Below are 24,546 nucleotides of genomic sequence, written 5' to 3' on the forward strand. Positions count from 1 at the left end.
TTTAAGAAGAAATACCGGTAATCCATTCATTCACTTTGGCCTCATTGTTCTCTACCCATTCCTTGGCCGCATCCTCCGGCGATTGTCCGCCCTGGATCTTGACCATAACCTGAGCCATATCCTCTGCCGTCCACTTGAACTGGCTTAAGAACAAATGCACATCAGGCATATCTTCCTTGAGGCCCTTACGGACCATCGTATGAATCTGCTCGGCACCGCCGTATACATTCTTCGGGTCATCCAGGTATTTCAGGTCCATATTGGCGAACATCCAGTGCGGAGTCCAGCCGGTTACCACTATAGGTTCATTCTTGTCAAAAGCCTTCTGCAGCTCCTGCGCCATCGCCGCCGAGGAACTCTCCAGCAGCGTATATTCGCTTAAGCCGTAGGCTTCAAGCGCAGACTCCGTAGCCGTCATAATTCCGGCACCCGGCTCAATCCCGATAATCCGCTTATCCAGCGTGGCCGCAACCTCCGCATTGTTCAGATCTTCAATGGAGTTAATCTCCATATAAGCCGGAACGGCAAGGCCGGTCTTCGTTCCATCCAGATTCACACCGGCATCCTCAATATCCTTGCCGTATTTCTCCAGATAGGAGGCATGGGTGCCCGGCAGCCAGGCGGCTACCATCGCATCCGCACTTCCGTCGGCAATCCCGGCCCACATCGGCCCGGCATCGACCTGGAGCATTTCCACCTTAACATTAAGCTTCGATTCAAGCACTTCCTTGACTACGTTAGTACTGGCGATCTCGGAATCCCAGGCTACATAAGCCAGCTTCACCGTACTGCCGTCCTTGGACGAGCAGCCGGCTAGCAGAACAACTGCCATCAGCAGCAGCACCAAGATTAACGGACGGCGCTTCATTGATTTCATTGTATTCATATTTATAATACACTCCTATCCTTGTGGTTTGGATTTGAACAGCTTCTGGGTCAGACGGTCCAGCAGTATGGCAATAATAACAATGGCGATCCCCGCCTCGAAGCCCGCGCCGGTCTTGGCCTGCGATACCGCACGGTATACATAGGCTCCGACCCCCTGGGCTCCAATCATGGACGAGATAACGACCATCGACAGGGACAGCATGATCGTCTGATTAATACCGGCCATAATGGTCGGCAGTGCGATCGGCAGCTGCAGCTTGAACAGCTTCTGGCTTGCGGTTGAACCGAAGGCATCCGCAGCTTCCACCAGCTCCGGCGACACCTGACGGATGCCCAGGTTGGTTAAGCGGATCGTTGGCGGAATCGCAAATATAATAGAAGCAATGACGCCGGGAACAACCCCCAGCGAGAAGAATGAGACAGCCGGAAGCAGATAGACGAACGCAGGCATCGTCTGCATGAAGTCTAGGATAGGGGTGGCAATGTTCTGGAAGGTCTTGCTCTGCGCACAGAATACTCCCAGCGGAACCCCGATAACTACAGCCAATAAGGAGGCTGTCAGCACAAGGGCCAGCGACTGCATCGACGGGCCCCATAACCCCAGATTATCTATCAGCAAAAGCCCGAGCACTGCAAACAGCGCCATCCGCCATTTGCCAATCCAGTAGGCCAGAGCAGCGATAAGAAGGGTCAACACAATCGCGGGCAGGAAATTCAGCGCCGCATCAATCCCGCTCACCATTCCCCCGATCACAGCATGAATGAAATCAAATATAGGGCCGAAGTAGGTCGTGAGCCAATCTTCGATCCATTCTACGCCCTTTCCGAGCGGTATCTTGGGTATATTCATGAACCTAATCCTCCTTCAGGAACCGCGTTACCGGCCAGGGCAGATAGCACAGCCCCTTTGATAACAATGCCCTTCAGCTTCTCGCCTTCCCCTACTACAGCAACGGGCAGATGTGTCTCCGACATCAGCTCGAACAGATCATTCAGCAGCGTATCCGGCTGAACACGGGGAATATCACGCAGCATCACATCGAGTATGCTGCGGTTCTCCTTCAACGCCTGCGAGGCATTATCCGCAGTCAGCAGACCTTGCAGCCGCATCTCATTATCCGCAACATACAGGCTGGATACGCCGCTGTCCCGCATAAGCTGCAGGGCAACCCGGGGTCCGCGTTCCGGGCGGATCATCTCCGGCTGGCGCATCACATGAGAAGCAGTCAGGACCTTGGACAGATCCACATCCTCCACGAAACGCTCCACATATTTGTTCGCAGGCTGGATCAGAATTTCTTCCGGCGATCCGATCTGGACAATGACCCCGTCCTTCATCAGGGCAATTCGGTCCCCGATCCGCAGCGCCTCATCCAGATCATGCGTGATGAATACAATCGTCTTCTTCACTCTGGACTGCAGCTCCAGCAGCTCCTGCTGCATATCCTTGCGGATCAGCGGATCAAGCGCACTGAACGCTTCATCCATCAGCAGGATGTCAGGATCATTGGCCAGACCGCGCGCCAGGCCGACACGCTGCTGCATGCCCCCGCTAAGCTGATCCGGACGGTGATTCTCCCAGCCTTTTAGGCCCACCAGCTCAAGAGCCTCCATGGCAAGACGGGTTCTCTTACTTTTCTCCACCCCTTGAACTTCCAGTCCATATTCAGCGTTGGCCAGCACACTGCGGTGCGGGAACAGCGCGAACTTTTGAAAGACCATGCCGATGTTCTTCCGCCGGAATTCTCTTAGCTGCTCCGGGTTCATCTTGACAACATCCTTACCCTTGAACAGCACCTGCCCCCCGGTGGGCTCAATCAGCCGGTTCAATAGACGGACGAGCGTGGATTTACCACTGCCCGACAATCCCATAATGACAAATATTTCTCCTTCTTCAATGCTGAATTCGGCTTTGTTCACTCCAACCGTCAGCTTGGCCTCCTTGGCGATTCTCTCTTTGGACCAGCCTTGCTCCAGTAATGGAAGCGCCCGTGCTGCATCATGACCGAATACTTTGGTTAACTGTTTCACCTCTATAATTGCCATGGTGACCTCCTTCTCCCCTTTTACTTTCGGGTTAATGCTACTGACCTAGTGTAACGGACTTACGAAAAGAGAAGCAAAGCGCATATTCGGTTAAAATTTAGTGTACAGTTTTAACTTTACAAACTTTACGTATAGAATACTCTGTTTAACGCCATATTCCGTTATTGATGAATTCTTTACTTCTTGCCAAGGATTTGATTACAATACACTGGAGAGGTTTCTAGCCTGTCAGCCTATTCCTCAGGAGGGACATCATGAACGATTTAGAGGGGCTTCTGCCCGAGCAAATAGAGAAAATCAGCAAGGCCCGTGAACGAGTGATCGATTCTATCGGCAAAAACATGGATTTATACGGAATCACCTTGTCCATCGGGCATTTATACGGTTACATGTACTTCAAGGAGGGCCCGGTCACACTGGATGAACTGAGCAGTAACATGGGCATGAGCAAGACCTCAATGAGTACTGGAGTGCGTACCCTGCTGGATTTGAAGATGATCGACAAAGTCTGGGGCAAGGGCACCCGCAAGGATCTGTTCGAGGTGGTCCCCGACTGGCATCAGAACTTCAGCGACTACTTCTCCATTAAATGGAGAAAAGCGGTTGAAGGAAATATGACCGCACTTAACAAATCACTGGCCGAGATCCGGCAGATGAAAACCGACTATGCGGACGAGCCTGACACTACCCGCCTGCTCCAGACCGACGAGATCAAAATTGAGGAAGCCATCAAATATTACCGCTGGCTGCTGAAGTTGATTGAAGCGCTTGAAACCGGTAAGATCTTTGAATTAATCCCTAAAGAATAATATCAGCTATATGTGCCCATCCTATTCCACAGCCAAGCGGAAAAAGCTATGCCGTCCTCTAACTGGACGGTACGGTTCAGCATTGGACCAACAACAAAAAGCAGCGATTCTCCTATAACGGAATCGCTGCTTTTTTAAAATTGTACCCTTACAGATTCTCCACCAGGCTGACGTCATCCATGTAAATATGATTGCCTGCTGCGATGGCAGCATTGGTCTCCGGGCTGTTGCCTTCGATCTGACCCAGCAGGAATACCAGATGCGCTCCGGCATCCGTTCCACCGTTCATGGTGAAGGTGTAGCTGAAGTGCTGCATTTCGCCCGTTAATGCAGCCGGGGTTGCCGGCAGATATTTCGTGTAATCCCCGCCGAAGTGCTCCACCGCCACCTCAACCAGCCGGTTCACATCTGAGCGGGCATTGAAGCTCAAGGTGTAGCTCTTGCCCTGCACCAGCTTCAGATCTCTGTAATCAACCTGGGCGGCGTAGTTCGCTGATCCGGTATAGTTCAGCAGGACTTCCAGTTCCCCGTCCCTGGCTGCGGCTGATCCGGGCCCTTCGAAGTATTGCGTCCAGCCCTTCAGGCCTTGACCGGCATCGAAGGTTCCGTTCTCCAGCGTGCCGCTGACCGGTTCAATGACCGGACCGCCTGTAACCTCCCGGACCGCAATATCGTCCAGAGAGATCGTATGCGCTGTGCTGTTGGCCGTTCCGTCTTCGCCCAGCGTTTTGCCGATCAGATAGTTCAGCTTCAACAGATTGTTATTGGTAACCGTGAACTGCGCACTGTAAGTCGCCCAGGTTGCCGTGACCTCGAACTTCGCTTGGGCTGGCTGGGCAGAGGTGCCGCCATACTCCACAATCATCTGCCGCGGAACCGTAGATTTGGCTTTGAAGCTCAGTTCATAGGTTGTGCCTGCTTCAAGCCGGATATTCTCCTGATAGAGCTGCGTATGCCAGACTTCTGAACCGGCAGCGTTAATCTGCACCTCCGCTACACCGCCAGCCACTTGGAAGGACGACATTCCCTTGTCCGGGGACCAGATTGACCAGCCTGCATCGCCTGCGCCGAATGAACCGTTGAACACCAGATTATCGCCGCTTGCCAGAATGTACTGGACCACCGGTGCAGCAACATATCCGTCGGCTTCTACGGAGATCATATAGCGGTCCTCTGCCGGGAATACCGCCGCATCCAGCCGAATGCTACCGGATTGAACCGCGTACAGCTCCTTCCCGAGCGTTGTTCCGTTTACCTTCACTGTCTTAATTTTGCTTGACCAATCCTCTTTCTCGGCAAAAGTAAGCTCGACCGGCTGCAGCGCCCGGTTATTGGTGCTGTCCGCAACCAGTTCCTGCGGCTTGGCCGGAGCATCCTTAACCTCGAATTTCACATTGTCGATCATAATATCATGAGCCTGCGCAATGCTTACACCCTCCACTTTGCCGAGCAGGAACTTCAGCGACAAGGTATCCTTGGTCAGTTGCGTAAATTCCATTACGTAATGCTTCTTTTCCGGTGACAGCTTCACAATCTCGCCATGCGATGGGGAATTTTGTCCATTCTCTGCCCTTACGCTAATCTCACGGGCTACACTGGAACTGGCATCGAATTCGATGATATATTTCGATCCGGCCGCGGCCTTCAGGCCATTCTGGAACAGCATGACCGAATAGGCCTCGTTGCCGGTATTCGTAATGTGGAACCTCGCGGCCCCGTCTCCTGCCGCTGAACTGCTCTGTCCGCCCTTCTCGAAGAGCAGCTGATCCCAGCCATTAAAGCCATTGCTGAAATCGCCGTTCTTAAGCGGAAAGTAGTCGATATCGGGATCGTAATAGAAGCTTGTGCGCAGCAGCAGGAACTGATCCAGCACCACGGTTCCGGCGTCGCCGCCAAGCCGCAGCACGAATTGGCCCAGATGATCCGTTACTCCCGCGAGATCAGTGAACACAGCTTCCGCCTGCTGCTTGCCTGCAGTAAGCTGCACCGGCTGTGAAGCATATACCGAACCGTCATGGCCCCGCAGTTCAATTGTGGCCGTCCGTGCGGAGGAGCTGTCCGCCTCGAAGGTCAGCTTGTAATCATGCCCCTGCACCAGGAAAATCCCCTTCTGCAGCAGGGTAACATCAGCCTCCGCGCCTCCGTTTCCTGCAATCCCCAGCTCCAGCCGGCCGTCCTTAACCACCGGGCTGACCTCAGCACCTCCCGTACCTTCGACATGCCAATAACTGCGTCCGTTCACTTCTCCCAGATCGAAGCTGCCATTGTAGAGATGGTTGCCGCTGCCGAGCGGCGTTTTGGCGCTGTCATGATCGAAGGGAATCTGATCAATCTCTTCTAGTCTTGCATTGCCGAGCCATACCGGGGAAGCATTAGTGCCCATGTTGAACTCGACCCGAGCCGCATTATCCGAGTTCTCCTTCATCTGGAACATCGTCTCGAAATGCTGAATGTCCGGTGTCAGCTCCGCCTTGAACGCCGGAGAATACGATGGGAATCCCAGCGTTGCGCCGCCGGTCAGCCGGGCTGTGAACTCCCGGGCCGTATCTGTCTTCGCGTCGAAGCTCAGCTTGTAGAATCTGCCCTTCGCCAGAGAGACAATGGCCTGCGGCTGAATGGAGTAGGTATTGCCTCCGGGCTTGCTGATGTTCACCTGAAGGAAATTCTTCCCGCCGAGCTGCTCAACGGACAGAGCCGCATCCGCTCCTTCATCCTTATACAGTACCCAATGTGCTGTATTCGGGATGCCCATTCCGGCATCACCCTCCACTTGTTCAGTGAAGCTGCTGTTATGAATGAAGTTGCCGTCTGCAAGCGGCAGCTTAGCCCCCTCCAGATACGGCTCCTTCTCCCACTGGACAGGAACCGGTTGCTTGTAGTCGCGTCCCGTCAGCTCGTATATTCGTACATAGTCAATCTCCATGGAACTCGGAAATAACGTATCCTCCGTAGGATTACCGTCGAAGTTGCCGCCGACCGCCAGATTCATCAGCAGGTGGAACTTCTGGTTGAACGGTGCCGGATAAGCATTCATGGCCGGCTGGCCGCTGCTCTTGCTGTACCAGTCATTCTTCGTGGAGTATAATACGCCATCCACGTACCAGCGGATTTCTCCAGGCTCCCACTCAATAGAATAGGTGTGGAACTCTTCAATCGTGGAGCCGCCCGGCAGCACATATTCCTTGCCGGAATAGACATTATCCGGCCACTGGGAACCATAGTGGATGGTGCCGGCAACCACATTCGGACGGCTGCCCCAGCCTTCCATAATATCAATCTCCCCGGAGGCTGCCCAATTGCCGTAGGCATAATTCTCCGGCAGCATCCAGATTGCCGGCCACAGCCCCTTGCCTGTCGGTGCCTTCGCCCGGATCTCGAATTTGCCGTACATTTTGCTGTATAGTCCGTTAGTCTTAATTCTTGTGGAAGTATATTCCTTGCCGCCTACCGCTTCTTTGCGCGCGGTGATGATCAGCTTCCCGCCCTGTTCCTGCACATTCTTCGCATCATTGGTGTAATACTCCAGCTCATTGTTGCCCCAGCCCGGATTCCCGACAGCGGTGCCATCACCGAGATCATAGGTCCACTTGGCCGGATCAATGACATTGTCATCGAATTCGTCATTCCACACGAGGCTCCATGGATCTGTGGTTGGCGCCGGGGTTGCTTCCGGCGTCGGCTCTGGCGTAACCACTGGTGCAGGCGTCCGTGTCGGCTCCGGCGTAGCTGTGACAGCCGGTGTAGCCGTGGCCGTCTCACCGCCGCCTCCGGCAGCAGGTGCCCCGCTGGCCTGCGGTGCAGCCGGATTCAGGTTCGTGCTGCTCCCCTGCTTGAGGACGAAGCCGCCGACAGTAACACCATCCGCCTGGTTCAGCACAGTGCCGAAGCTGCCGCTGCCCCGGATTGCCAGGCCTTTGGCACCGGCCCGGATGAGCAGCTCGGCCACCTGTGCTTTGTCCTGCAGCACAATTGTGCCGGGAGCGCCCCAGATCAGCTTGGCGAGCTTGCCGGAGAAATTCAGCGTAAGGCTCCCTCCGGCCGGATCTGCGGTGGATACCACTCCATAATTCCCTTTAAGGGCGACCGTCTTCTCCCCCGCCGGAAGTATAACATCGGTGAATCCCTCTCCGGTCAGGCTGCTTTCTTCAAGGCTGGCACCGGAGTTCAGGTATACGGTTCCCGTCACGGTGGTCCCGCTGGCAACGATGCGGATGGTGCCCCGGGGCTTCGCAACCTGAACAGCGCCGAGGCTGCTGTTCAATAAGGTCACGCTATGTTCACCGCCGCCGCGGATATAGGTTGTGCCTTTTACCTGCACACCTTCAATCCGGATATCGCCTTCTCCGATACCCTCGGTAAGATACAGATTCCCTTCAATAACGCTGTCCTTGAGCGTAGCTCCTTCATGGTTCAGCACCACATTTCCGTGTACCGTTCCCGGCTTCACTTCCCCGCCGGAGGAATACAGCTCCTGCACCAGTGTGTCTGCCAGCTTGGCCAGCTCGGCGCGGGTAATACTCCCGCCCGGCTTGAACAATCCGCCAGGGTAACCCTGGATGTATCCGGCTGCCGAGAAGGCATCCGCTGCAGATTTGACCTCGCTGTCCGCTCCGGCCAGATCGCTGTATAAGGCCCCGGTATGGTTGACAGTCTCCAGCCGGAAGATCTTCTGCAGCGCCACAACCGCCTCCCCGCGCTTCAGCTTGGCTGCGGGCTGGATATGATGATCCGCTCCCGCGCTTAGATATCCCGCCGCTACCGCCTTGGAGATATCGTTCTTGTACCACGCTCCCGCAGGCACATCAGCCGGGAGCGAAGCAGCCATCTCCGTGTAGCCGAATATACGGTTGACGATTGCCGTGAATTCTGCCCGGGTCACCTGCTGATCCGGCCGGAAGCTGCCGTCCCCGTAGCCGGAGATCACCCCGCTGCGGCTCCAGCGCTGCACGGCATGTGCCGCCCAGCTATCTGTCTTCACATCAGTAAACGCTTTCAATTTATCGCTGGCCAAGCTTCCGTTCTGTATAGCAGCGGCGCTCTCCGTGGCTGCTGCATACCCACTCTTGGACGGCAAGGCGCCTGCCGTTCCGCCTCCCAGCGGCGACAAGAGTCCAGTAACGATTACAGCAGCTGCTAACAACGCTGATATATTCTTTTGCATAGGGTAAATGCCTCCTCTAGATTCAGTCTTGTCCTTCCCGTAATCACACGGTCAGGCCTTGCTCAGCTGCAATAATCGAAATCGGTTTCGGTCATACGCGTACTTGTCCCCTGGCTGCAATTAACCTTTGACTTGTTTCGGTAAGTTGAATAGACTCTAGGAAGCGGGGGTGGCAACAGCCATGCAAATGAATATCAAAAAAATTGCCGAAATGGCCGGGGTCTCTGTATCCACTGTCTCAAAAATTATGAACAATTACAGCGATGTCTCCGAAAAAACGAAGCGAAGAGTGCTCGATATTATCGAACAAACCGGATATACGCCCTCAAGCTCCGCCAAGACGCTGGCGACCAAGAAGTCGAACCTGATCGGGGTTATTTTTGCCGGTGAGCTGAATGTGGAATTTACCCATCCTTTTTTCGTAGAAGTGCTGAATTCCTTCAAGAAACAGATGGGCGTACTGGGTTACGATCTGATCTTCTTCTCGAATGAGAAGTTCATTAACAGCGGCGATTACTATTCGCGTTGCCTGCATTTCCATGTGGACGGCTGTGTCATTATCTCCGGTCAACAGATGGAGCCTGCGATCCAGGAGCTGGACCGGAGCCATATCCCCTGTATCGGCGTTGATCTGGAGCTGACCGGCAAGAAATCAGGGTATGTCATGTCGGACAATTACCAGATTGCCTCCAAAGTGGTGGAGCATTTCTACCTGCTCGGTCACCGGGAGCTTGGATTCATAGGCAGCACAGCAGATTCGGACATCTCCAACCGCCGTGAAGCGGGATATGTCAGCGCCATTGCCGGGTTCGGCCTGGTCATGAATCCGCAGTGGTTCGTACACGGTGACGATTTCTTCGAACCCAGCGGCTATGCGGCGATGAGCTCGTTAATTCATTCGGGAGATTTGCCAAAAGCAATCTTCACCGCCTCCGACCTCCTCGCCCTCGGCGCAGTCCGCGCCTTGAAGGAGCAGGGTCTGCGTGTTCCCGAGGATGTGGCCATCATCGGCTGTGACGATATCGAGGCCTGCCAGTATACCAGTCCTACACTGACTACCATCCGCCAGAACAAGGAACGGCTGGGTGTGCTTGCGGCCCATATGCTGTTCGATCTCATCAACAATCAGTCTGAAGGCGGCTCCTTTGTCGTCGAACCGGCTCTGATCGTCCGCGAATCCTGCGGTAGCGGGCTGAGCCGGTGAACCGCAGTCTCCTCCGGGTACAGATTACACTACCTCCCCTCTGTTTCTTTGTTCTGCTTGCTTGCCTGAATCCTTCTGAAACCGCTTTCGATTATATAATCTCTCATTTGATAGGATGGTTCAAGGCACCATTTTTCTGATTAGGGGGACCATATTTCGGCTTGGTCCCCATTATTTGTGTTTAATTTAAAAAGCTGTTGGAGCAGACACCTGAGGGTCCAGCGATAGTCTGACCAATTGACCCGCATGGGCAAGGCCTGCTCCGAAGCCGTACAGTAATACCCGCTGGCCGCTGCGTACCTTACCTTCGCGGATACCCAGGTCAAGGGCAAGCGGAATACTGGCCGCTGAGGTATTGCCGAAATATTCAAGACTATATAACGCCTGCTCAAAAGGATAGCGGAGCCGTTCACAGATCGGTTCAATCATCCGCAGATTGGCGCTGTGCGGGATGAACCAGTCTACTTCTGCGAGGTCTGCCCCTGCGTTCTCCAGCACCTGCTGTACCCCCTGCGGAACTGTACGGACCGCCCATTTGAAGACCTCCCGTCCGTTCTGTACCAGCTTGCCAGTACCTGCGAGTTCTAATCCGTTCACCTTGTCCGCCAGCCCCGTGCGGTAGACATGCTGCGCCCCGCTCCCGTCACTGCCGAGATGGAATCCCAAAAAATCATCCTGGCCGCTCCCGCTCTCCACCAGCACCGCTCCTGCTCCATCACCGAACAGAATGCAGGTGCTGCGGTCGGTGTAATCGGTTATTTTAGACAACGCATCGGCACCTATAACCAGCACTTTATGATGGAGTCCCGAGGACACCAGCGCATGGGCCGTATGCAGTGCATAGACGAATCCGGCACAGGCGGCACTCAGATCTATCGCCCCTGAAGTCAGCGGAATGCCCAGACGATGCTGCACAATGGACGCCACAGAGGGGAACGTGAAATCAGGCGTGCTGGTAGCCACGAGAATCATGTCCACATCGCCTACGCTTTTACCGTAACGCTGCATCAGATCCTGCACGGCGGCTGTACATAGATCACTGGTGTGTTCATCGCTGCCGCTGATTCTGCGCTCCCGGATACCCGTCCGCTGCACAATCCATTCGTCATTGGTATCGACCATCTGCTCCAGATCATGATTCGTCAGTCTCCGGGCCGGCACATAAGTTCCAATCGCTGTAATTCTTGCACCCTTCATCTTCATTTTAGGTTCACCTCATATTTAAATTTAGTTTAGTATCTACTATTAGTACTTGGTACTAATTATAACTCTGCTCCGGTTATTTTGCAAAAATGTTTTCTCGCAAGCGTCAAGTGTTTGCGGAGGCAGTAGGGAATGGTGTAACCCATCGCATACTAAGAGTTTGCCGTGCCCGATTAAAGTACATGTCGTCTACTTAATTGCACTCCATACACCTAAATCATCTGAAATTCCACCTATGATACGTTTAGTTGTATTTCGTACACCTAAAATTCCGTCTCTACCGGGTTTCTTCCTATTCGGGCAGATTTAGTTGTACAAATTACAGTTAGAAGAGGAAATTCTTCCTTTTCACAGTTTTTAAATGTACAGAATACAACTATCCCTTTGTTTGATTTTTTGCAATCGTAGTATAGAATATCTCTTACATAGTCTGCCAAAAAGGGGATGCCTATGAACAGGTTAGGAAAGTTATTATTAGCACTTATTCTTATAGTGGTAATCACTGGGTGTAGTAAATTCAGTTCTATGCCGTTACCTGAGATGGTTGCTACTTTGGAGACCGGGGAGACGGTTCCTGTGGAGATTAGTACATATAGTTGGGGTGCCAAAGAATTATATGGTGGCCCATGGGAAGCTATGGAGGACAAAGATCCCGCGATCATTCCGGACGGATCTACAATTACTATACAATTCGACTCTACACCTGATTCCATACTAATAAGAGAACACTTTAGTAAATACAAGTTCAAAGATATAACCGAATCTAACCAATTTCATGTCCCGGATAGTAAAGGCACCTACATTTATGGAGTAATGGCTACTTGGAAGAAGGGTTCTGCGATTTATGCCTTGAAGATTCAAGTTGAATAGAGCAAACTTCTATTTAACCTTAAAAGCCCGGTCCCCTAACAGGACCAGGCTCTTTCACTTACAAATTCTATTCGCACGCCCCAAGGAACGACTCCCCCTCATCTCACCAGATCTCACAGGTCTCTCCTGATCTGACCGGCCCCAGGCTTTTATCGTTCCGCCAACTCCCCACCAAGCCGCTCCACTAGCTTCTCCGGCTTGGCGGTGTTCCGCGAACGGCAGTTCAGAAGCTCCACTGCTTCTCCATTCTCGATGTAAAAGGCCGGGCCGTCGTGGTTCTCAATGCTGACCTGCTGAAACTGCACATCGCGGACATTGCCGAGATAGAAGCCCCGGCGCTGCATATCCTCCATGCCGCTCATCATATCGGGATGGCCGGGCACCGCATGTTCCGCCATGGAAATATCAATATTGGTGAAGCTGATCTCCGAGATCACCTGCTCGGCCAGCCCGTACAGGAACCCAGCCGCTGCATGGACATTGCGGGCCGTAATATTGGCATAATGAATCCGCCGGAACTGCGGCGTCTCCGCTGTCACCGGATACGGATTCTTGTCCCAGACGTATTTCTCCTCACCCCGGGGTCCGCAGAAATAATAGAGATTCAGCGTAAAGGGGCAGATCACATCCTCCATCACAATGTTGCTGATACGGATATCCTCAATAATCCCGCCCCGTCCCCGCCGGGACTTCATGCGGATGCCGCGGTCCGTCTGCTTGAACACACAGTTGCTGATCGTCACATTGCGGATATCGCCGCTCATCTCACTGCCCAGCACCACCGCTCCGTGGCCGTGGACCATAACACAGTTCGTAATCGTCATATTCTCGCAGGGAATCCGTTCCTTGGTATCCTCGGTGCCTGCCTTGATGGCAATACAGTCATCGCCGACATCGATATGGCAGTTGCTGATACGCACATCGCGGCAGGATTCGGGATTGATTCCATCGGTATTCGGGGAATCTGCAGGATTCAGAATCGACAGATTATCGATCATCACATTGCTGCAATTGATCGGATTCACCGTCCAGCTTGGGGAATTCATCAGCGTCAGATCGCGGAGGGTGACCCGGCTGCAATCATCAAAGCCAATTAGTCTCGGGCGCGGATACTCCAACTCTTCCGGGCGGCTGCGGTGCTTGTCCCACCAGGGTTCCCCATTCCCGTCAATGGTTCCGCTACCAGTAATAGAGACATTAGTCAGGCCCGCTCCATAGATACAGGGCATATGGACTTCCTGCTTCACCCCTTCCCACCGTGATTCCACAGCGGGATAATCGGCCGGATCGGTACTGAAGGACAATACCGCACCAGGACTGAGATGCAGCTCAATGTTGCTGCGTAGCCTAACCGCGCCTGTCAGGAAAGTACCAGCCGGAATATATACCGTCCCGCCACCAGCCCCGTGCGCTGCTGCAATCGCATCCGCAATCGCCTGCGTTACCGGTACCACGCTGTCCAGCTGCGCTCCGTAGTCCACTATGTTATACACGGTCCGCCTCCTCTTCTAATCCGCTGCCGGTCCAGACAGCTTCCTGCTCTATTACGCCTATGCCTGAACTAGCAGCTCCTAACCCCACTCAGCGTAGCCGGATACAAATCCTGCATCTCCACGCAAGCCATAACCAGCGCCCCCACCCCATGCAGATCGTTGCTGACCTTCGGGCGGGTGACATAGCTCTGGTAATCTCCCGCTGAAGTTCCGATGCAGATATCCGGCAGAATCAGCCGGTCCTGCTCATCCCACTGCAGCACCTGAATTAAGCCTTCATAGCCTTTGCGTGCTGCAGTTGCGGCTTCTTCCACCACGGAAGAGGGCAGGATACCCAGCTTCACCGCCCGGGCAATCGTGTAGACGAACAGGCAGGAGCCGGAGGTCTCCAGCCAGTTATCCGGCTCCGCTCCCTTATCGACTACCTGATACCACAGACCGCTCTGCGGGTCCTGATAGCGGATCAGCGCCTGCACGAATCCGCTCAGCTCGGCAGCCAGCTCCACCCGCCCCCGATCTTGCTCCGGCAACTCATCCATAAACTGCGAGAGCGCCAGCCCGTACCAGCCGAGCGAACGGCTCCAGAACTCCGGCGAGCAGCCGGTATCCGGGTTCGCCCAGGGCATTCTGCGGCTCTCATCCCAGGCATGGTAGAGAAGTCCCGTGGCCTCGTCCTTCATATATTTGCGCATCAGCCGCTCCTGATGCAGTACCTCGCTGCGCAGGCCCTCTTCTCCATAGGCATTCGCATACTTCAGCGAGAATACCCCGGCCATATATAGTCCGTCAAGCCACATCTGATTCGCATATTTATCCTTATGCCAGTACCCGCCTTCGGAGGTCCGGTTCAGCGTCAGCAGCAGATGGCGGAGCTTGGCCGCTGCTTCCCGGTACTTCGGCTTCCCGGTCCGTTCATGCAGCTTGAACAGCAGCAGCCCTGCTTGTACGGCATCCAGCTCATCCCGGGCAAAATCCAAATTGCCGTATTCATCCACCAGATCATCCACATACTGCTGGATATATTCGATGTAGCGGTCTTCCCGGACCACCTCCCACAGCAGCTCCATTCCGCACAGGAATACCCCTTGGTGGTAATGCCAGCGGTGTGCAGGCGGGAGCTCTCCCGCCTGATACGTATCCATCAATGAATCACAGGCCTTTTGCGCCCATTCTATCGGTGTTTGCGGCAGACTGCCAATCATCGTTATTCCCCTTTCAATCATTCAGAATATCCGGTCCTCCCTTAGCATCAGCGATTTCCCCGTCAGCATCAGCCCTTCATCGAGCCCAACATCGCACCCTTGGCAAAATGCTTTTGCAGGAACGGATACACCATCAGAATCGGCAGCGTAGCCACCACGATAACAGCCATCTTGATCGTCTGATCCGGCGGCGGCACCGTGCCATCGAGCGTTGCACTGTGATCCATCCCGCTGGCCAGCACGACAATCTGCCGCAGCAGGACCTGAATCGGCCATTTAGCGCTGTTATCCAGATAGAGAATGGCGCTCATATAAGTGTTCCAGTACGTCACGGCGTAGAACAGGGAGATCGTGGAAATCGCCGGCAGCGACAGGGGCAGTACGATTTTGAACAGAATCCCGAAGTCATTGCAGCCGTCAATCTTGGCCGATTCCTCCAGTCCTTCAGGAATGTTCTGAAAAAAATTCTTCAATATAATCATATTAAACGCACTGATCGCGGACGGAAGAATAAGCGCCGCATACGAGTCGATCAGTCCCAGCTCCTTCACCACCAGGAACGTCGGAATCATTCCGCCGTGGAACAGCATCGTGAACACCACCAGAAAGTTGAAGACCCGGCGGCCGTCCAGATCCCTGCGGGAGAGCCCGTAAGCCATCAGCGCCGTGACGAACATACTGAACAGAGTTCCTATCAGCGTTACCCCGATGGATACGCCGAGCGCCCTGAAAATCGTATTCGTTGAGAAAATAAATTTATAAGCCTCAAAGCTCCATACCTTGGGAATCAGCACAAACTTGTTGGCGGCCAGCTCTGCACTGGTAGTGAAGGAGCCTGCGACTACATGGACGAACGGAAGCACTGTTACCAGCGCGATGAGTGCAAGCAGCGTAAAGTTGACGGCAGAGAATATTCTGCCGCTGATCGTGCGGTCTTCTACCATTTCAATTCCTCCTGCGGCATATTAATAAACGCCTTCTTCTCCTATTTTCTTGGAAATCTTGTTGACGGTCATGACCATGATCAGACCCACGATCGACTTGAAGAAGCCAATGGCGGTACTGTAGCTGAACTGCCCTTGCCGCAGTCCGGCGGTGTAGACATACGTATCAATAATTTCCGCCACCTCACGGTTCATGGAATTGAGCAGCAGATAGACATGCTCGAAGCCCAGATCGAGGACGGAACCGATTTTCAGAATAAACAGAGTAATGATCACTCCCCGGATGGCCGGAAGGGTAATATGCCAGACTTGTCTGAGCCGTCCGGCTCCGTCCATGCGCGAAGCTTCATACAGCCCGGGATCAATCGCAGCGATGGATGCCAGATAGATAATCGTCCCCCAGCCCGCTTCCCGCCAGATCACCTGAAGGATATACATCGGCCGGAACCAGCCGGGGCTGAGCAGGAAATTGATTTTGGAGAATCCGAAGTAGGCCAGCAGCTCGTTGATAATCCCCCCGTCCATCGTCACCATGACGAAGGAGATCGAGACGACGATGACCCAGGACATGAAATGCGGCAGATAGACCAGGGTCTGGAAGAATCTTTTGAAGAAGGTGCCTCTCAGTTCATTAAGCATCAGGGCCAGAATAATCGGAATCGGAAAATAAATCAGGATATTCATCCCGAACAGAATCAGCGTATTCGCCAGAATGTTCAGAAAATCAGGTTCGGTGAACAGGCGGCTGAAATGCTTCATTCCAACCCACTCGCTCCCGGTAATCCCTTGGTAGGGCTTGTAGTCCTGGAAGGAAATAATCAGCCCGTACATCGGGAAATATTTGAAGACAATGAAATACAGCACGCCGGGGATCAGCATCACATAGAGTAATTTGTTTCTCCACAGCCGCTTCTTCAGCTCACTGCTGCTCTTATATTGCTTCGGCTTCGGTTCGGGAACTGCGCGGGGCGGGGCGGTAACTTCCTGCATGATTCTCTTCCTTTCTCTGTAAATTCTTCTATAGTGGAGAAAAAAGCTGCCGGAGCGCTAACCCGAGGCAGCCCACTTCCTGTTCAGCTCACAGCCAAAGCTGCTGCGCTCTGTTTATTTGGTGTACGCGGCATTATATTCTTCGATGATGTTCGCCCCGCCCCGGCTTTTCCAGTTCTCGACTTCCTTCTCGAATCCGGACTTATCGAGCTGACCGTACATGTATTTATAAGTGGCATCCGTAATAATCTGCTGAAGCTCAACACCCTTAGACGTATAGGTTGCCGAATCCAGTGCTGCTGTAGGATCTGCTACCCCTACCTTCACATTCTCCAGCACCAGCTCTTCCGCATGAATCCGGCCCGGCAGCACGTTCAGACTCTGATACATACCGTTCGTTTCGTATTCGCCGATGACGCTGTCCTTGAAGCCTTTGACTTCACGTTCAATCAGCTCTTTATTGTCTGTAGCCTTGGCCTTGCCGTCCACTACGGTGTAATGGGTGCCTTCAATGCCCCAGTACATCAGGTTGGACACTTCAGGGGTCATCATATAGTCGAAGAACTTCAGAATTTGCTTCAGCTCCGCTTCATCCTTCACCGCAGATTTCGGGAACAGCACTACGTTGTTATAACCGGGAATCATCCACTGGGCGAACTTGCCTTCAGGTCCGGCCACCATACTGTGGGTATCCAGCACGGCATCCGGCACGTTCTTGATCAGGTCCTTGTTCAGGGAATCAATATCCTGCATCGAGCCGCCGATATAGAGGCCCGCCTTGCCGCTGACGAACGTATTCACCGCATCCGTCTTACTGGTTGCTGCGAAGTCCTGGTTCATGTATCCGCCTTCACGCAGCTTCCGGAAAAAATCCATCGTGTCGATGTATTGCGGGAAGGTGAATTCCGGTGCCAGCTGGCCGTCCTTCTCCGCCCAGTTGTTCGGCGTGCCGAACCAGGAAGAGACCGTTTTGAATGCGCCATACACCAGCTCATTGCGGTCCACCAGTCCGATGGTATCCTTCACGCCGTTGCCGTCCGGGTCCTGCTCGGTGAAGGCTTTGGCCATGGCGAACAATTCCTCGGTATTGGCCGGTGCGGCCAGTCCCAGCTTATCCGCCCAGTCCTTGCGGTAGATAATCCCCTGGCGGGCCAGCGGACGCCCGATGTACAGGGTATAGAGCTTGCCGTCCACCTTCGTGTTATTCAGGATCTCCGGCTTCAGCTTGTTCAGGTTCGGGAATTCGCTGAGGAGCGGCCCGATCTCCCAGAACTGCCCGTCCTTAATCGCTTCCTTCATCTGCAGGAAGGTCGTCTGATTCTTCAGATAGGTCACCTGCGGCAGAGAGCCTGTGGCGAACGAGGAGTTCAGCTTCTCTTCATACGTATCTGCCGGGAAAAACTGATAGGTCAGCTTCGTATTCGTTATTTTCTCCACTTCCGTCTTGATCGTGTCAGGCGGAGTATCTGTCGTGTTCAGCGGTAGCATAATCTTGATCTCTGTCGGCTTCTCCGGCTCTGCGGCCGGCTCCGTGGTTGCGGCTGTGTTGGTCCCCGTGCTGGCGCCCGGGTCTTTCGTAGCTGCCGCCTCTTTGTTGTTACCGCCGCAAGCGGACAACATGCTGAGTGTCAGCAGCGAGCTTAGGAGCAGGGTGAAGGATTTTTTCGTCATTCCTTTGTGACCTCCGTTTAACTTGTATTGGTTACAAGCCTCACAATACAGGGCACGAAGGATTACGAATACAATCATTTCCTCATAAAAGCGCGCTGGGCGTAGGGGTGTGGGTTAATGATTATCGTGTGATGGGGGGAGGGGGATATGCATTGGAAGCTAACCCCTTGGGGAGCGGCGGGGGGCGGGACTGCGTGAGCTTTGAACTTTCGGCCGCTGTTGTCTCCTGATGTTGTTGATTATATTGCTTGCAGCAGATAACACCGGAGACAAAGGCGGACGCTATCGCTCCTACAGTTCCAAATCTCCCTCCGTCCCTTTCTGCCGCTCCAGGGGTGGGCCTTTCAATGCATATCCTTGAAAGGGGAGGCAAAAGGCTACCCCGCCCCTTCGCGCGGCGGGGCCGGGATGGGGGAGAACCGGGATGTGGCGTGTGGAACTCTTCCAAATATACGCATTCGAAGAAGCACAGCCGTAAAAATTCTCCCGCATATGTTGATGACGCTCTAATAGCAGAACTGGAGACAGCACTAGGCTATTCTGGACGGTGTTACTATTGCTGGCATTCACTTCCTGTCGTAATCTAGATAGCGGGAGGTGGAATTGTGTTAATACATATCCGAAGCGGAGAGACATACCCTATTTCATTCCATATTTTGCAGCCTCATGATATCATGGATCAGATGTATGATTGGGAAGACAACTTCGACTGGTCAGTATATTTCGGGCAGCATGGCATTACAGTGTATAAGATGGTTATACATGGTGATGATGTAATACAAGGAGCTATAGCTCTTGAGCGTAGGGAAGATCATGTGTGGGTTCATCTGATTGAGAGTATTCCTAGAGCGCGCAAAGAGTTCGATTTAATTGGTGAACACCTAATGGCTTTCGCTTGCAAATGTAGCATGGAGATTGGCTTTGAAGGTGCAGTTGCTTTTCAGTCAAAGTTGAAAGCGCCACTTATTCAATATTACATGGATGTCATTGGTGCAAGAAGGATCACTTCTAATGTTATGCTTATTGATGAATCTGTCGCGGAACGCTTGGTTATGCTATACTTATGCTAAGAGGTGATTGTCATGAAGAAGAAAATAAGTCTTGATGATGCCGCTCGTCGATTTGCAGGCGGTCATTACGTTGAGCAAACGATGCCTGGCGCCGATCCCGAGCGCGACAAATTAATTAGTGATGCAATAGCTAAATTAAAGCAGGGTCAATCTGCTGCCAAGGTTCGTCAATAGGGCGGACCTTTTTGTTGAAGAATAATGAAACAAGTACAATCGGCTACGCCTCTGCAACGTAAATCCCATTGTTTTGACAAGCTGGATGGCAAAGGTACCTACGCCGCCCGCTCCTCATCAACCTCAAGCATTCAATGAAGTTCCGAGCCTTATGCAAGTTTACTTTGCTTGGCTATACACAAGTGTAACAGGAGTTACCAGTCCATTTGATACGACTAATGTTGACCTTGATAAAAAGATCCATCCGCTCATCATTTCTGGAATTACCCATCATTTAATTGGTTATATTCATCTATTTCTTAGACAACTACAACGTTACGATAGAATAAAACATATTCGTGAATTGCTTGGCAAAGGACATGCGAAAACAAGTTTGAATGGATTAGCAGGATGGATGACGGAGAAGTTTTCCTCAGAAAATTATTTGATGATACCCTAGATGCCTCTTCCTCAAGTGTTGCCAAGAATATTTCAAAACTTAAAGAGTTAGGTGTTATTAAGTCAGGAGAAGATCGCGGAGAATATATCGTCTGTATAGTGGATTAGTCATGCTTAAGCCCCACCGCTGTAGCAAGTGGTAGGGCTTTTATTTGGATCATCGGATTATGTCCATCAAAGATTGTCAAGGAATAACTCAGCCTTCCCCGTGAGTGTATAAGGATATCCCTGGGGAATTCGGTATGGTTGGACCGGCAATAATAGGCACTAGAATGATACTAAGAACAGTAAGAAGCACGACTACTTTTTTCTTCATAATTTACCCCTCCTGAAAGTTGAGTTCCAATTCAGAATTAACCACAATAGCTTAAGAATCATTAGCCATCAAGTATCTAAATGTAGCTTAACCCTCTCCGTGATTAAATAAGGATAAAATAGGGGAGTTCGGTGCTTCCACCACTACAATAATCGGTGACAAGATGATGCTAAAAACCGTTAGAAGTACAACTACTTTTTTCTTCATAACATACCCCTCCTAATAGTTGAGTTTGATACTGATCCTGAATTTCTTGATTCGCAACATTTCTAAACCTTTCAAATAGAGTCACACATTCAAGTACATTCCTTTCATTATTTAAGTGTTGGAAATTTATTATAGTTTTTAACAATAAATCAAAACCTTTAGTGTACTCCTCTTTATATAAATAATAATAAGCGAGTTCATAGATTAAATTAGCTTGACGATCCATAGCAAGGTTTCGCGAATACCTACTTTTAATAAGCTCAATTAATATTTCTTCTACTTCTTGCTGATAAAACTCTAGCGTCCTATCAATATTAAGTTGATTTTTATTAGCTGCTCTCAAAATATATAACAAACCAATAACTAGTTCATTTCTATGTTTATCAATATAGGCGACATAAGATTCCAATACTGTGGTATCCCCACTCAGTAACTTTGTAATATAAATATTTGCTTTTGACCATTCATGAAACAAGTTCTTCCAGTGTTCTACAGCATCGCCCTGCTCTCTTACCCAGCTTAAATCAGCATACGCATCTTTGTATCCCAATGCCCCCTCATAATCCCCCAGCTCATCACAAACGTTCCCCCGCAGCAAGTCACTGTATGCAATATAAAAGAACAAAGGCCTTATAGGAAGTTTGCCGGATTCGGCCGATTTCAGGTCAGAATGGTATTTCAGGTCGTATTGGATTCTGGCCTTGTGACCCATTGTAGAAGCAAATTCATCGACCTTGTCCCAGCGCTGTAGCGAACGGTATGTATTGGCAAGCTCTTTGAGTGCGTGCAGTTGGTCCACTTCATCCAGTCGCTCGACAAAAGGCTCGAACCGGTTAGCCGCCCACAAATTTCTGTCCTGATCATCACTGAGCGATATGGTGAACAGCCTGAACTGGCATAACGCCAGCCGTTCCGAATGCTGGTAGCGTTCGGCTTCGGCGACAATCTCATAGATCATGGCGGCGGCCTTCATTTTACCGGCAGTCAACATCTCTTCGGCAATATCAAACAGCAAGGGCGCATACATCAAATTGTCCAGAATATGGCGGGCAATCCGCTGCATGCTATCCAGCTTATTCAGATCTGCACAGCGGAGCAGCAGCGGACCAATTCTGCGCCCGTCAGAAGAACCGCCGATAATGTAATTATCAATATACAGGTCGTAGAAGAATCCCTCCTCCTGCCCCATAGCCTGCGTGATCCGGTCAAGCTGCTGCATCGCAATCGGCCGGTACCCATGAAGTATATTACTAAGTGTGCCGGAATGAAGCTGGGAACGCTTGGCGAATTGAGTGATCGTCAGAGCCTTTTGCCTCAAATACTCCTCCAGTTCTCCTAATATCGTGGTTGTTGTTGCCTCCAAGTCCTAACCACCTCTCTCATTCAAATTTGGCAGTAAATAGAATTTTATCCCTTTTGTTATACAAAATATACCAGTGGTCGATTCAATTATCAAGCTTTATTTATGTATTTTTCCTAAACTTTTAAAATTTGGCATTACAGTTGCCACTTTCGCCATCCAAGGCATCTTTTAACTTATTCAGGTGCGGAAATAGGAGCTGGACGCTTCGAATTTCCACGGGTAGACGGCGGCTCGCTGTTCTGCAATAAGTGAATCGGGCGGGCGTGGGTCTGCCGGAGAAGGCAGGACTGAATCCATTGGGTGATGGTGATGCATAGAGTCAAGGTAGCTTACGTGCATTGCTGAGCGCGGCGGATGATCTAAATGGAATTTGTACATCTAATTTTACAACATTAGCACATTTACAGAGAATAATTGGATAAACAACACTTAATCGCTCCGATTTCTGCTAAATCCAAAAGGTTCGGTGAATTAGATGTACTTTTTCCAACTGCTTACCCCCAGCACTACGTTACCGTAGAATTAAGTGCCTTTTTTCCAACTCCTGCTTGCCCTGCCCTCCCCCTCAAAGCAGGACATCAATGCAAAAAGCCCCACCGCTTCGCGGCAGGGCCTTTCAGATAATAACGGGTTCCATATTTTATCCTCATAATCCAGCAAGTTATAAATAACCCTTATCTTACCACAATTTAGAAGTTATACGCGACATAGCGGCTTATCTCTGAGCTAGTTGTAACCCCGGCTCTATACATCTGTCCCTCACTCCTCCAGACTCCTCGCCTTAGCCTCCGCCTCCGAGTACTCCTGAATAATCAGGCTGCCCCCGCTGATCCGCCATTTCTCGACCTCCCCGGCGAAGCCGGCGGCGTCGATGTTGCCCAGAATATAATTGTAGGTCGCATCCACGATAATGGCGGACAGCTCGGCGTTCTTCTCATCATAGGTTGGGGAGGTTAGACGTACCGCTGGGTCATCGACCAGGAATTGCTCGTTATCCCGGCTGAGCTGGTCGGCAAGGGCTGTAAGCTGCTCTTTCCGGGCGACCTCCTTGATATGCGGGTTGCCCACATCGGCGATCATCAGGGAATTGAGCGGATTGACCTCATACACCCGTAACTGCGAGGTCTCCTCGGGAAGAATTACCTTGCCCTCTCCATCCAGCCTGTAATGCCAGCCCTCGAAGCCGTATGCCATCAGATTGGCCACATCCTCATCCATCGTGCGGTCGAAGAATCCGAGGACCTGCTTCAGCTCCTGCTCGGTGGCAATGGCTTTGCGGGAAAAGAGATATAAGCCGTTGTACTTGGGAATGGACCATACCCTGTACCCTTGCGGCCCTTTAATCCGGTTAATGAGCGTCAGCTCCGCTCTGGGGTTGATTGCCTTGGCCTCAATGGAGAGCCGCTGCACATCTGTCATACTCCCGATAAAAATCCCCGCTCTCCCGTGGATGAACTTATCCCGCTGCACCTCTTTGCTGGTCAGGGCGAAATCCTGGTTGATGATCTGCTCCTTATATAGCTTGCGCATGAAATTCATCGTGTCCATATATTCAGGGGTCGCAAATTCCGGGATGAACCGGCCGTTCTCGATCTTCCAGTTATTCGGCGTGCCGAAATAGGAGCTTAACGTCTTAAATACCCCGTACACCAGATCGTTGCGGTCCACCAGTCCGAGGGTGTCTGCCCGGCCGTTGCCGTCCGGATCACTATAAGTGAACTGCTTCATCACCTCGTACAGCTCCTCCAGCGTTCCCGGCGGACTGAGGTGCAGCTTCTCCAGCCAGTCCTTACGGATAATAATGCCCTGCCGGGAGGCAGGCCTTTCTGTATACAGTCCATAGATCCCCCCGTCCACCGTGGTCTGTCTGAGAATCGCCGCATTCAGCCGTCTGAGATTCGGGAATTCCTCCAGGTAGGGGCCAATCTCCCAAAAAGCGCCGGAACGGATCATATTCTTAACCGGATTATAATCGGTGAATTTCACGAACGTCACTTTACCCAGAGACCCGGTGGTCAGCGCTGTATTCATTTTGTCGGTGTAGACCCCCTCCGGCACCCAGGTCATATCCAGCTGGGTCCCGGTTAATCGCTCAATCTCGGCGATCAGCTCCCCCGAAGGCGTCTGCGGAAAATGCAGCGGAGCCAGAATCGAGATCGGCGCAGGGGCACCCGCTGGATCGGAACGCTCAGACTCATCCCCGCTGCAAGCGCTTAATATAATGAACGATAAAAATAATATGAAGTACCCTGCAAGAGTCCCCTTCCTGCGCGCCAATCCTTTGAACATTCCATAACCTCCTGAATTTGAAATATTCATATCATTTCAGCCCTGTTGTATTGAATAATTCAGCGTATGTATGAATGAATAGAGATAATGATTATTGCGGCACCAGATGATTATTGTTATTATCCTTCGTGATGCATACACTTAAGACAGTGATTTCCATATTTCATGCAAAGGTGCTGAACGCTGTTGAAACATCTTAGCTTTCTCA

At 51.9% G+C, this 24,546-nt stretch carries 18 protein-coding genes; 6 read left to right on the top strand and 12 right to left on the bottom strand.

Annotated elements, in window-relative coordinates:
* Window position 1 precedes the first annotated feature (1 nt).
* Genes KDC22_RS27850 through KDC22_RS27860 form a run of 3 tightly spaced genes read right to left on the bottom strand, consistent with a single transcriptional unit; the run spans window position 2 to window position 2,934 of the window.
* On the bottom strand, window positions 2-877 hold the full coding sequence (locus KDC22_RS27850) for a glycine betaine ABC transporter substrate-binding protein (protein WP_246553792.1): 876 nt from the start codon (window positions 875-877) through the stop codon (window positions 2-4).
* 24 nt (window positions 878-901) lie between these two features.
* The gene (locus KDC22_RS27855) at window positions 902-1,738 is read right to left on the bottom strand and encodes an ABC transporter permease (RefSeq protein WP_173131540.1); all 837 of its coding nucleotides are present in this window, start codon (window positions 1,736-1,738) and stop codon (window positions 902-904) included.
* On the bottom strand, window positions 1,735-2,934 hold the full coding sequence (locus tag KDC22_RS27860) for a quaternary amine ABC transporter ATP-binding protein (RefSeq protein ID WP_211721069.1): 1,200 nt from the start codon (window positions 2,932-2,934) through the stop codon (window positions 1,735-1,737). Before KDC22_RS27860 ends, KDC22_RS27855 begins: the two co-directional genes overlap by 4 nt.
* Before the next feature lie 254 nt (window positions 2,935-3,188).
* On the opposite strand from KDC22_RS27860, the gene KDC22_RS27865 reads away from it, so the two are divergent.
* On the top strand, window positions 3,189-3,743 hold the full coding sequence (locus KDC22_RS27865; protein WP_211721070.1) for a GbsR/MarR family transcriptional regulator: 555 nt from the start codon (window positions 3,189-3,191) through the stop codon (window positions 3,741-3,743).
* A 148-nt stretch (window positions 3,744-3,891) separates the two neighbouring features.
* On the opposite strand, the gene KDC22_RS27870 is transcribed toward KDC22_RS27865, so the two are convergent.
* On the bottom strand, window positions 3,892-8,904 hold the full coding sequence (locus tag KDC22_RS27870) for a carbohydrate binding domain-containing protein (RefSeq protein WP_211721071.1): 5,013 nt from the start codon (window positions 8,902-8,904) through the stop codon (window positions 3,892-3,894).
* Window positions 8,905-9,091: 187 nt separating this feature from the next.
* Here KDC22_RS27870 and KDC22_RS27875 point away from each other — a divergent pair, with 187 nt between their 5' ends.
* Window positions 9,092-10,108 (top strand): LacI family DNA-binding transcriptional regulator, encoded by a 1,017-nt coding sequence (locus KDC22_RS27875; protein WP_211721072.1) that lies wholly within the window; start codon window positions 9,092-9,094, stop codon window positions 10,106-10,108.
* Between the two features lie 186 nt (window positions 10,109-10,294).
* Here the strand turns inward: KDC22_RS27875 and KDC22_RS27880 are convergent, their stop codons facing one another.
* A complete protein-coding gene (locus KDC22_RS27880; RefSeq protein ID WP_211724215.1) occupies window positions 10,295-11,305 on the bottom strand; it encodes a ketoacyl-ACP synthase III in 1,011 nt (336 codons plus the stop codon).
* A 456-nt stretch (window positions 11,306-11,761) separates the two neighbouring features.
* Here KDC22_RS27880 and KDC22_RS27885 point away from each other — a divergent pair, with 456 nt between their 5' ends.
* On the top strand, window positions 11,762-12,181 hold the full coding sequence (locus KDC22_RS27885; RefSeq protein WP_211721073.1) for a hypothetical protein: 420 nt from the start codon (window positions 11,762-11,764) through the stop codon (window positions 12,179-12,181).
* 149 nt (window positions 12,182-12,330) lie between these two features.
* Here KDC22_RS27885 and KDC22_RS27890 read toward each other — a convergent pair whose 3' ends face one another.
* The 5 genes from KDC22_RS27890 to KDC22_RS27910 all read right to left on the bottom strand — a co-directional run bounded on the left by KDC22_RS27890 (window position 12,331) and on the right by KDC22_RS27910 (window position 18,481).
* The gene (locus tag KDC22_RS27890) at window positions 12,331-13,674 is read right to left on the bottom strand and encodes a glycoside hydrolase family 28 protein (protein ID WP_211721074.1); all 1,344 of its coding nucleotides are present in this window, start codon (window positions 13,672-13,674) and stop codon (window positions 12,331-12,333) included.
* 68 nt (window positions 13,675-13,742) lie between these two features.
* Window positions 13,743-14,897: a glycoside hydrolase family 88/105 protein gene (locus KDC22_RS27895; protein ID WP_281424942.1), complete on the bottom strand. Its 1,155-nt coding sequence runs from the start codon at window positions 14,895-14,897 to the stop codon at window positions 13,743-13,745.
* A 47-nt stretch (window positions 14,898-14,944) separates the two neighbouring features.
* Entirely contained in the window at window positions 14,945-15,820 is an 876-nt protein-coding gene (locus KDC22_RS27900) for a carbohydrate ABC transporter permease (RefSeq protein WP_211721075.1), read from the bottom strand.
* Between the two features lie 21 nt (window positions 15,821-15,841).
* On the bottom strand, window positions 15,842-16,810 hold the full coding sequence (locus tag KDC22_RS27905) for an ABC transporter permease (RefSeq protein WP_173131512.1): 969 nt from the start codon (window positions 16,808-16,810) through the stop codon (window positions 15,842-15,844).
* Between the two features lie 114 nt (window positions 16,811-16,924).
* Window positions 16,925-18,481, bottom strand: a complete 1,557-nt coding sequence (locus tag KDC22_RS27910; RefSeq protein WP_211721076.1) for an extracellular solute-binding protein — start codon at window positions 18,479-18,481, stop codon at window positions 16,925-16,927.
* Between the two features lie 605 nt (window positions 18,482-19,086).
* Between KDC22_RS27910 and KDC22_RS27915 the strand changes: the two genes are divergently transcribed.
* From KDC22_RS27915 to KDC22_RS27925, 3 genes are all read left to right on the top strand, one after another.
* Window positions 19,087-19,551, top strand: a complete 465-nt coding sequence (locus KDC22_RS27915) for a hypothetical protein (protein ID WP_211721077.1) — start codon at window positions 19,087-19,089, stop codon at window positions 19,549-19,551.
* A gap of 12 nt (window positions 19,552-19,563) precedes the next feature.
* A complete protein-coding gene (locus KDC22_RS27920; RefSeq protein WP_211721078.1) occupies window positions 19,564-19,725 on the top strand; it encodes a hypothetical protein in 162 nt (53 codons plus the stop codon).
* Window positions 19,726-19,798: 73 nt separating this feature from the next.
* The gene (locus tag KDC22_RS27925) at window positions 19,799-20,164 is read left to right on the top strand and encodes a hypothetical protein (protein ID WP_211721079.1); all 366 of its coding nucleotides are present in this window, start codon (window positions 19,799-19,801) and stop codon (window positions 20,162-20,164) included.
* 484 nt (window positions 20,165-20,648) lie between these two features.
* Here KDC22_RS27925 and KDC22_RS27930 read toward each other — a convergent pair whose 3' ends face one another.
* Window positions 20,649-22,049: a helix-turn-helix domain-containing protein gene (locus KDC22_RS27930; protein WP_211721080.1), complete on the bottom strand. Its 1,401-nt coding sequence runs from the start codon at window positions 22,047-22,049 to the stop codon at window positions 20,649-20,651.
* Window positions 22,050-22,808: 759 nt separating this feature from the next.
* On the bottom strand, window positions 22,809-24,338 hold the full coding sequence (locus KDC22_RS27935; RefSeq protein WP_211721081.1) for an extracellular solute-binding protein: 1,530 nt from the start codon (window positions 24,336-24,338) through the stop codon (window positions 22,809-22,811).
* Window positions 24,339-24,546 lie beyond the last annotated feature (208 nt).

This window comes from Paenibacillus tritici, from assembly GCF_018207515.1.
In the GTDB taxonomy this organism is placed as follows: domain Bacteria; phylum Bacillota; class Bacilli; order Paenibacillales; family Paenibacillaceae; genus Paenibacillus_AQ; species Paenibacillus_AQ tritici.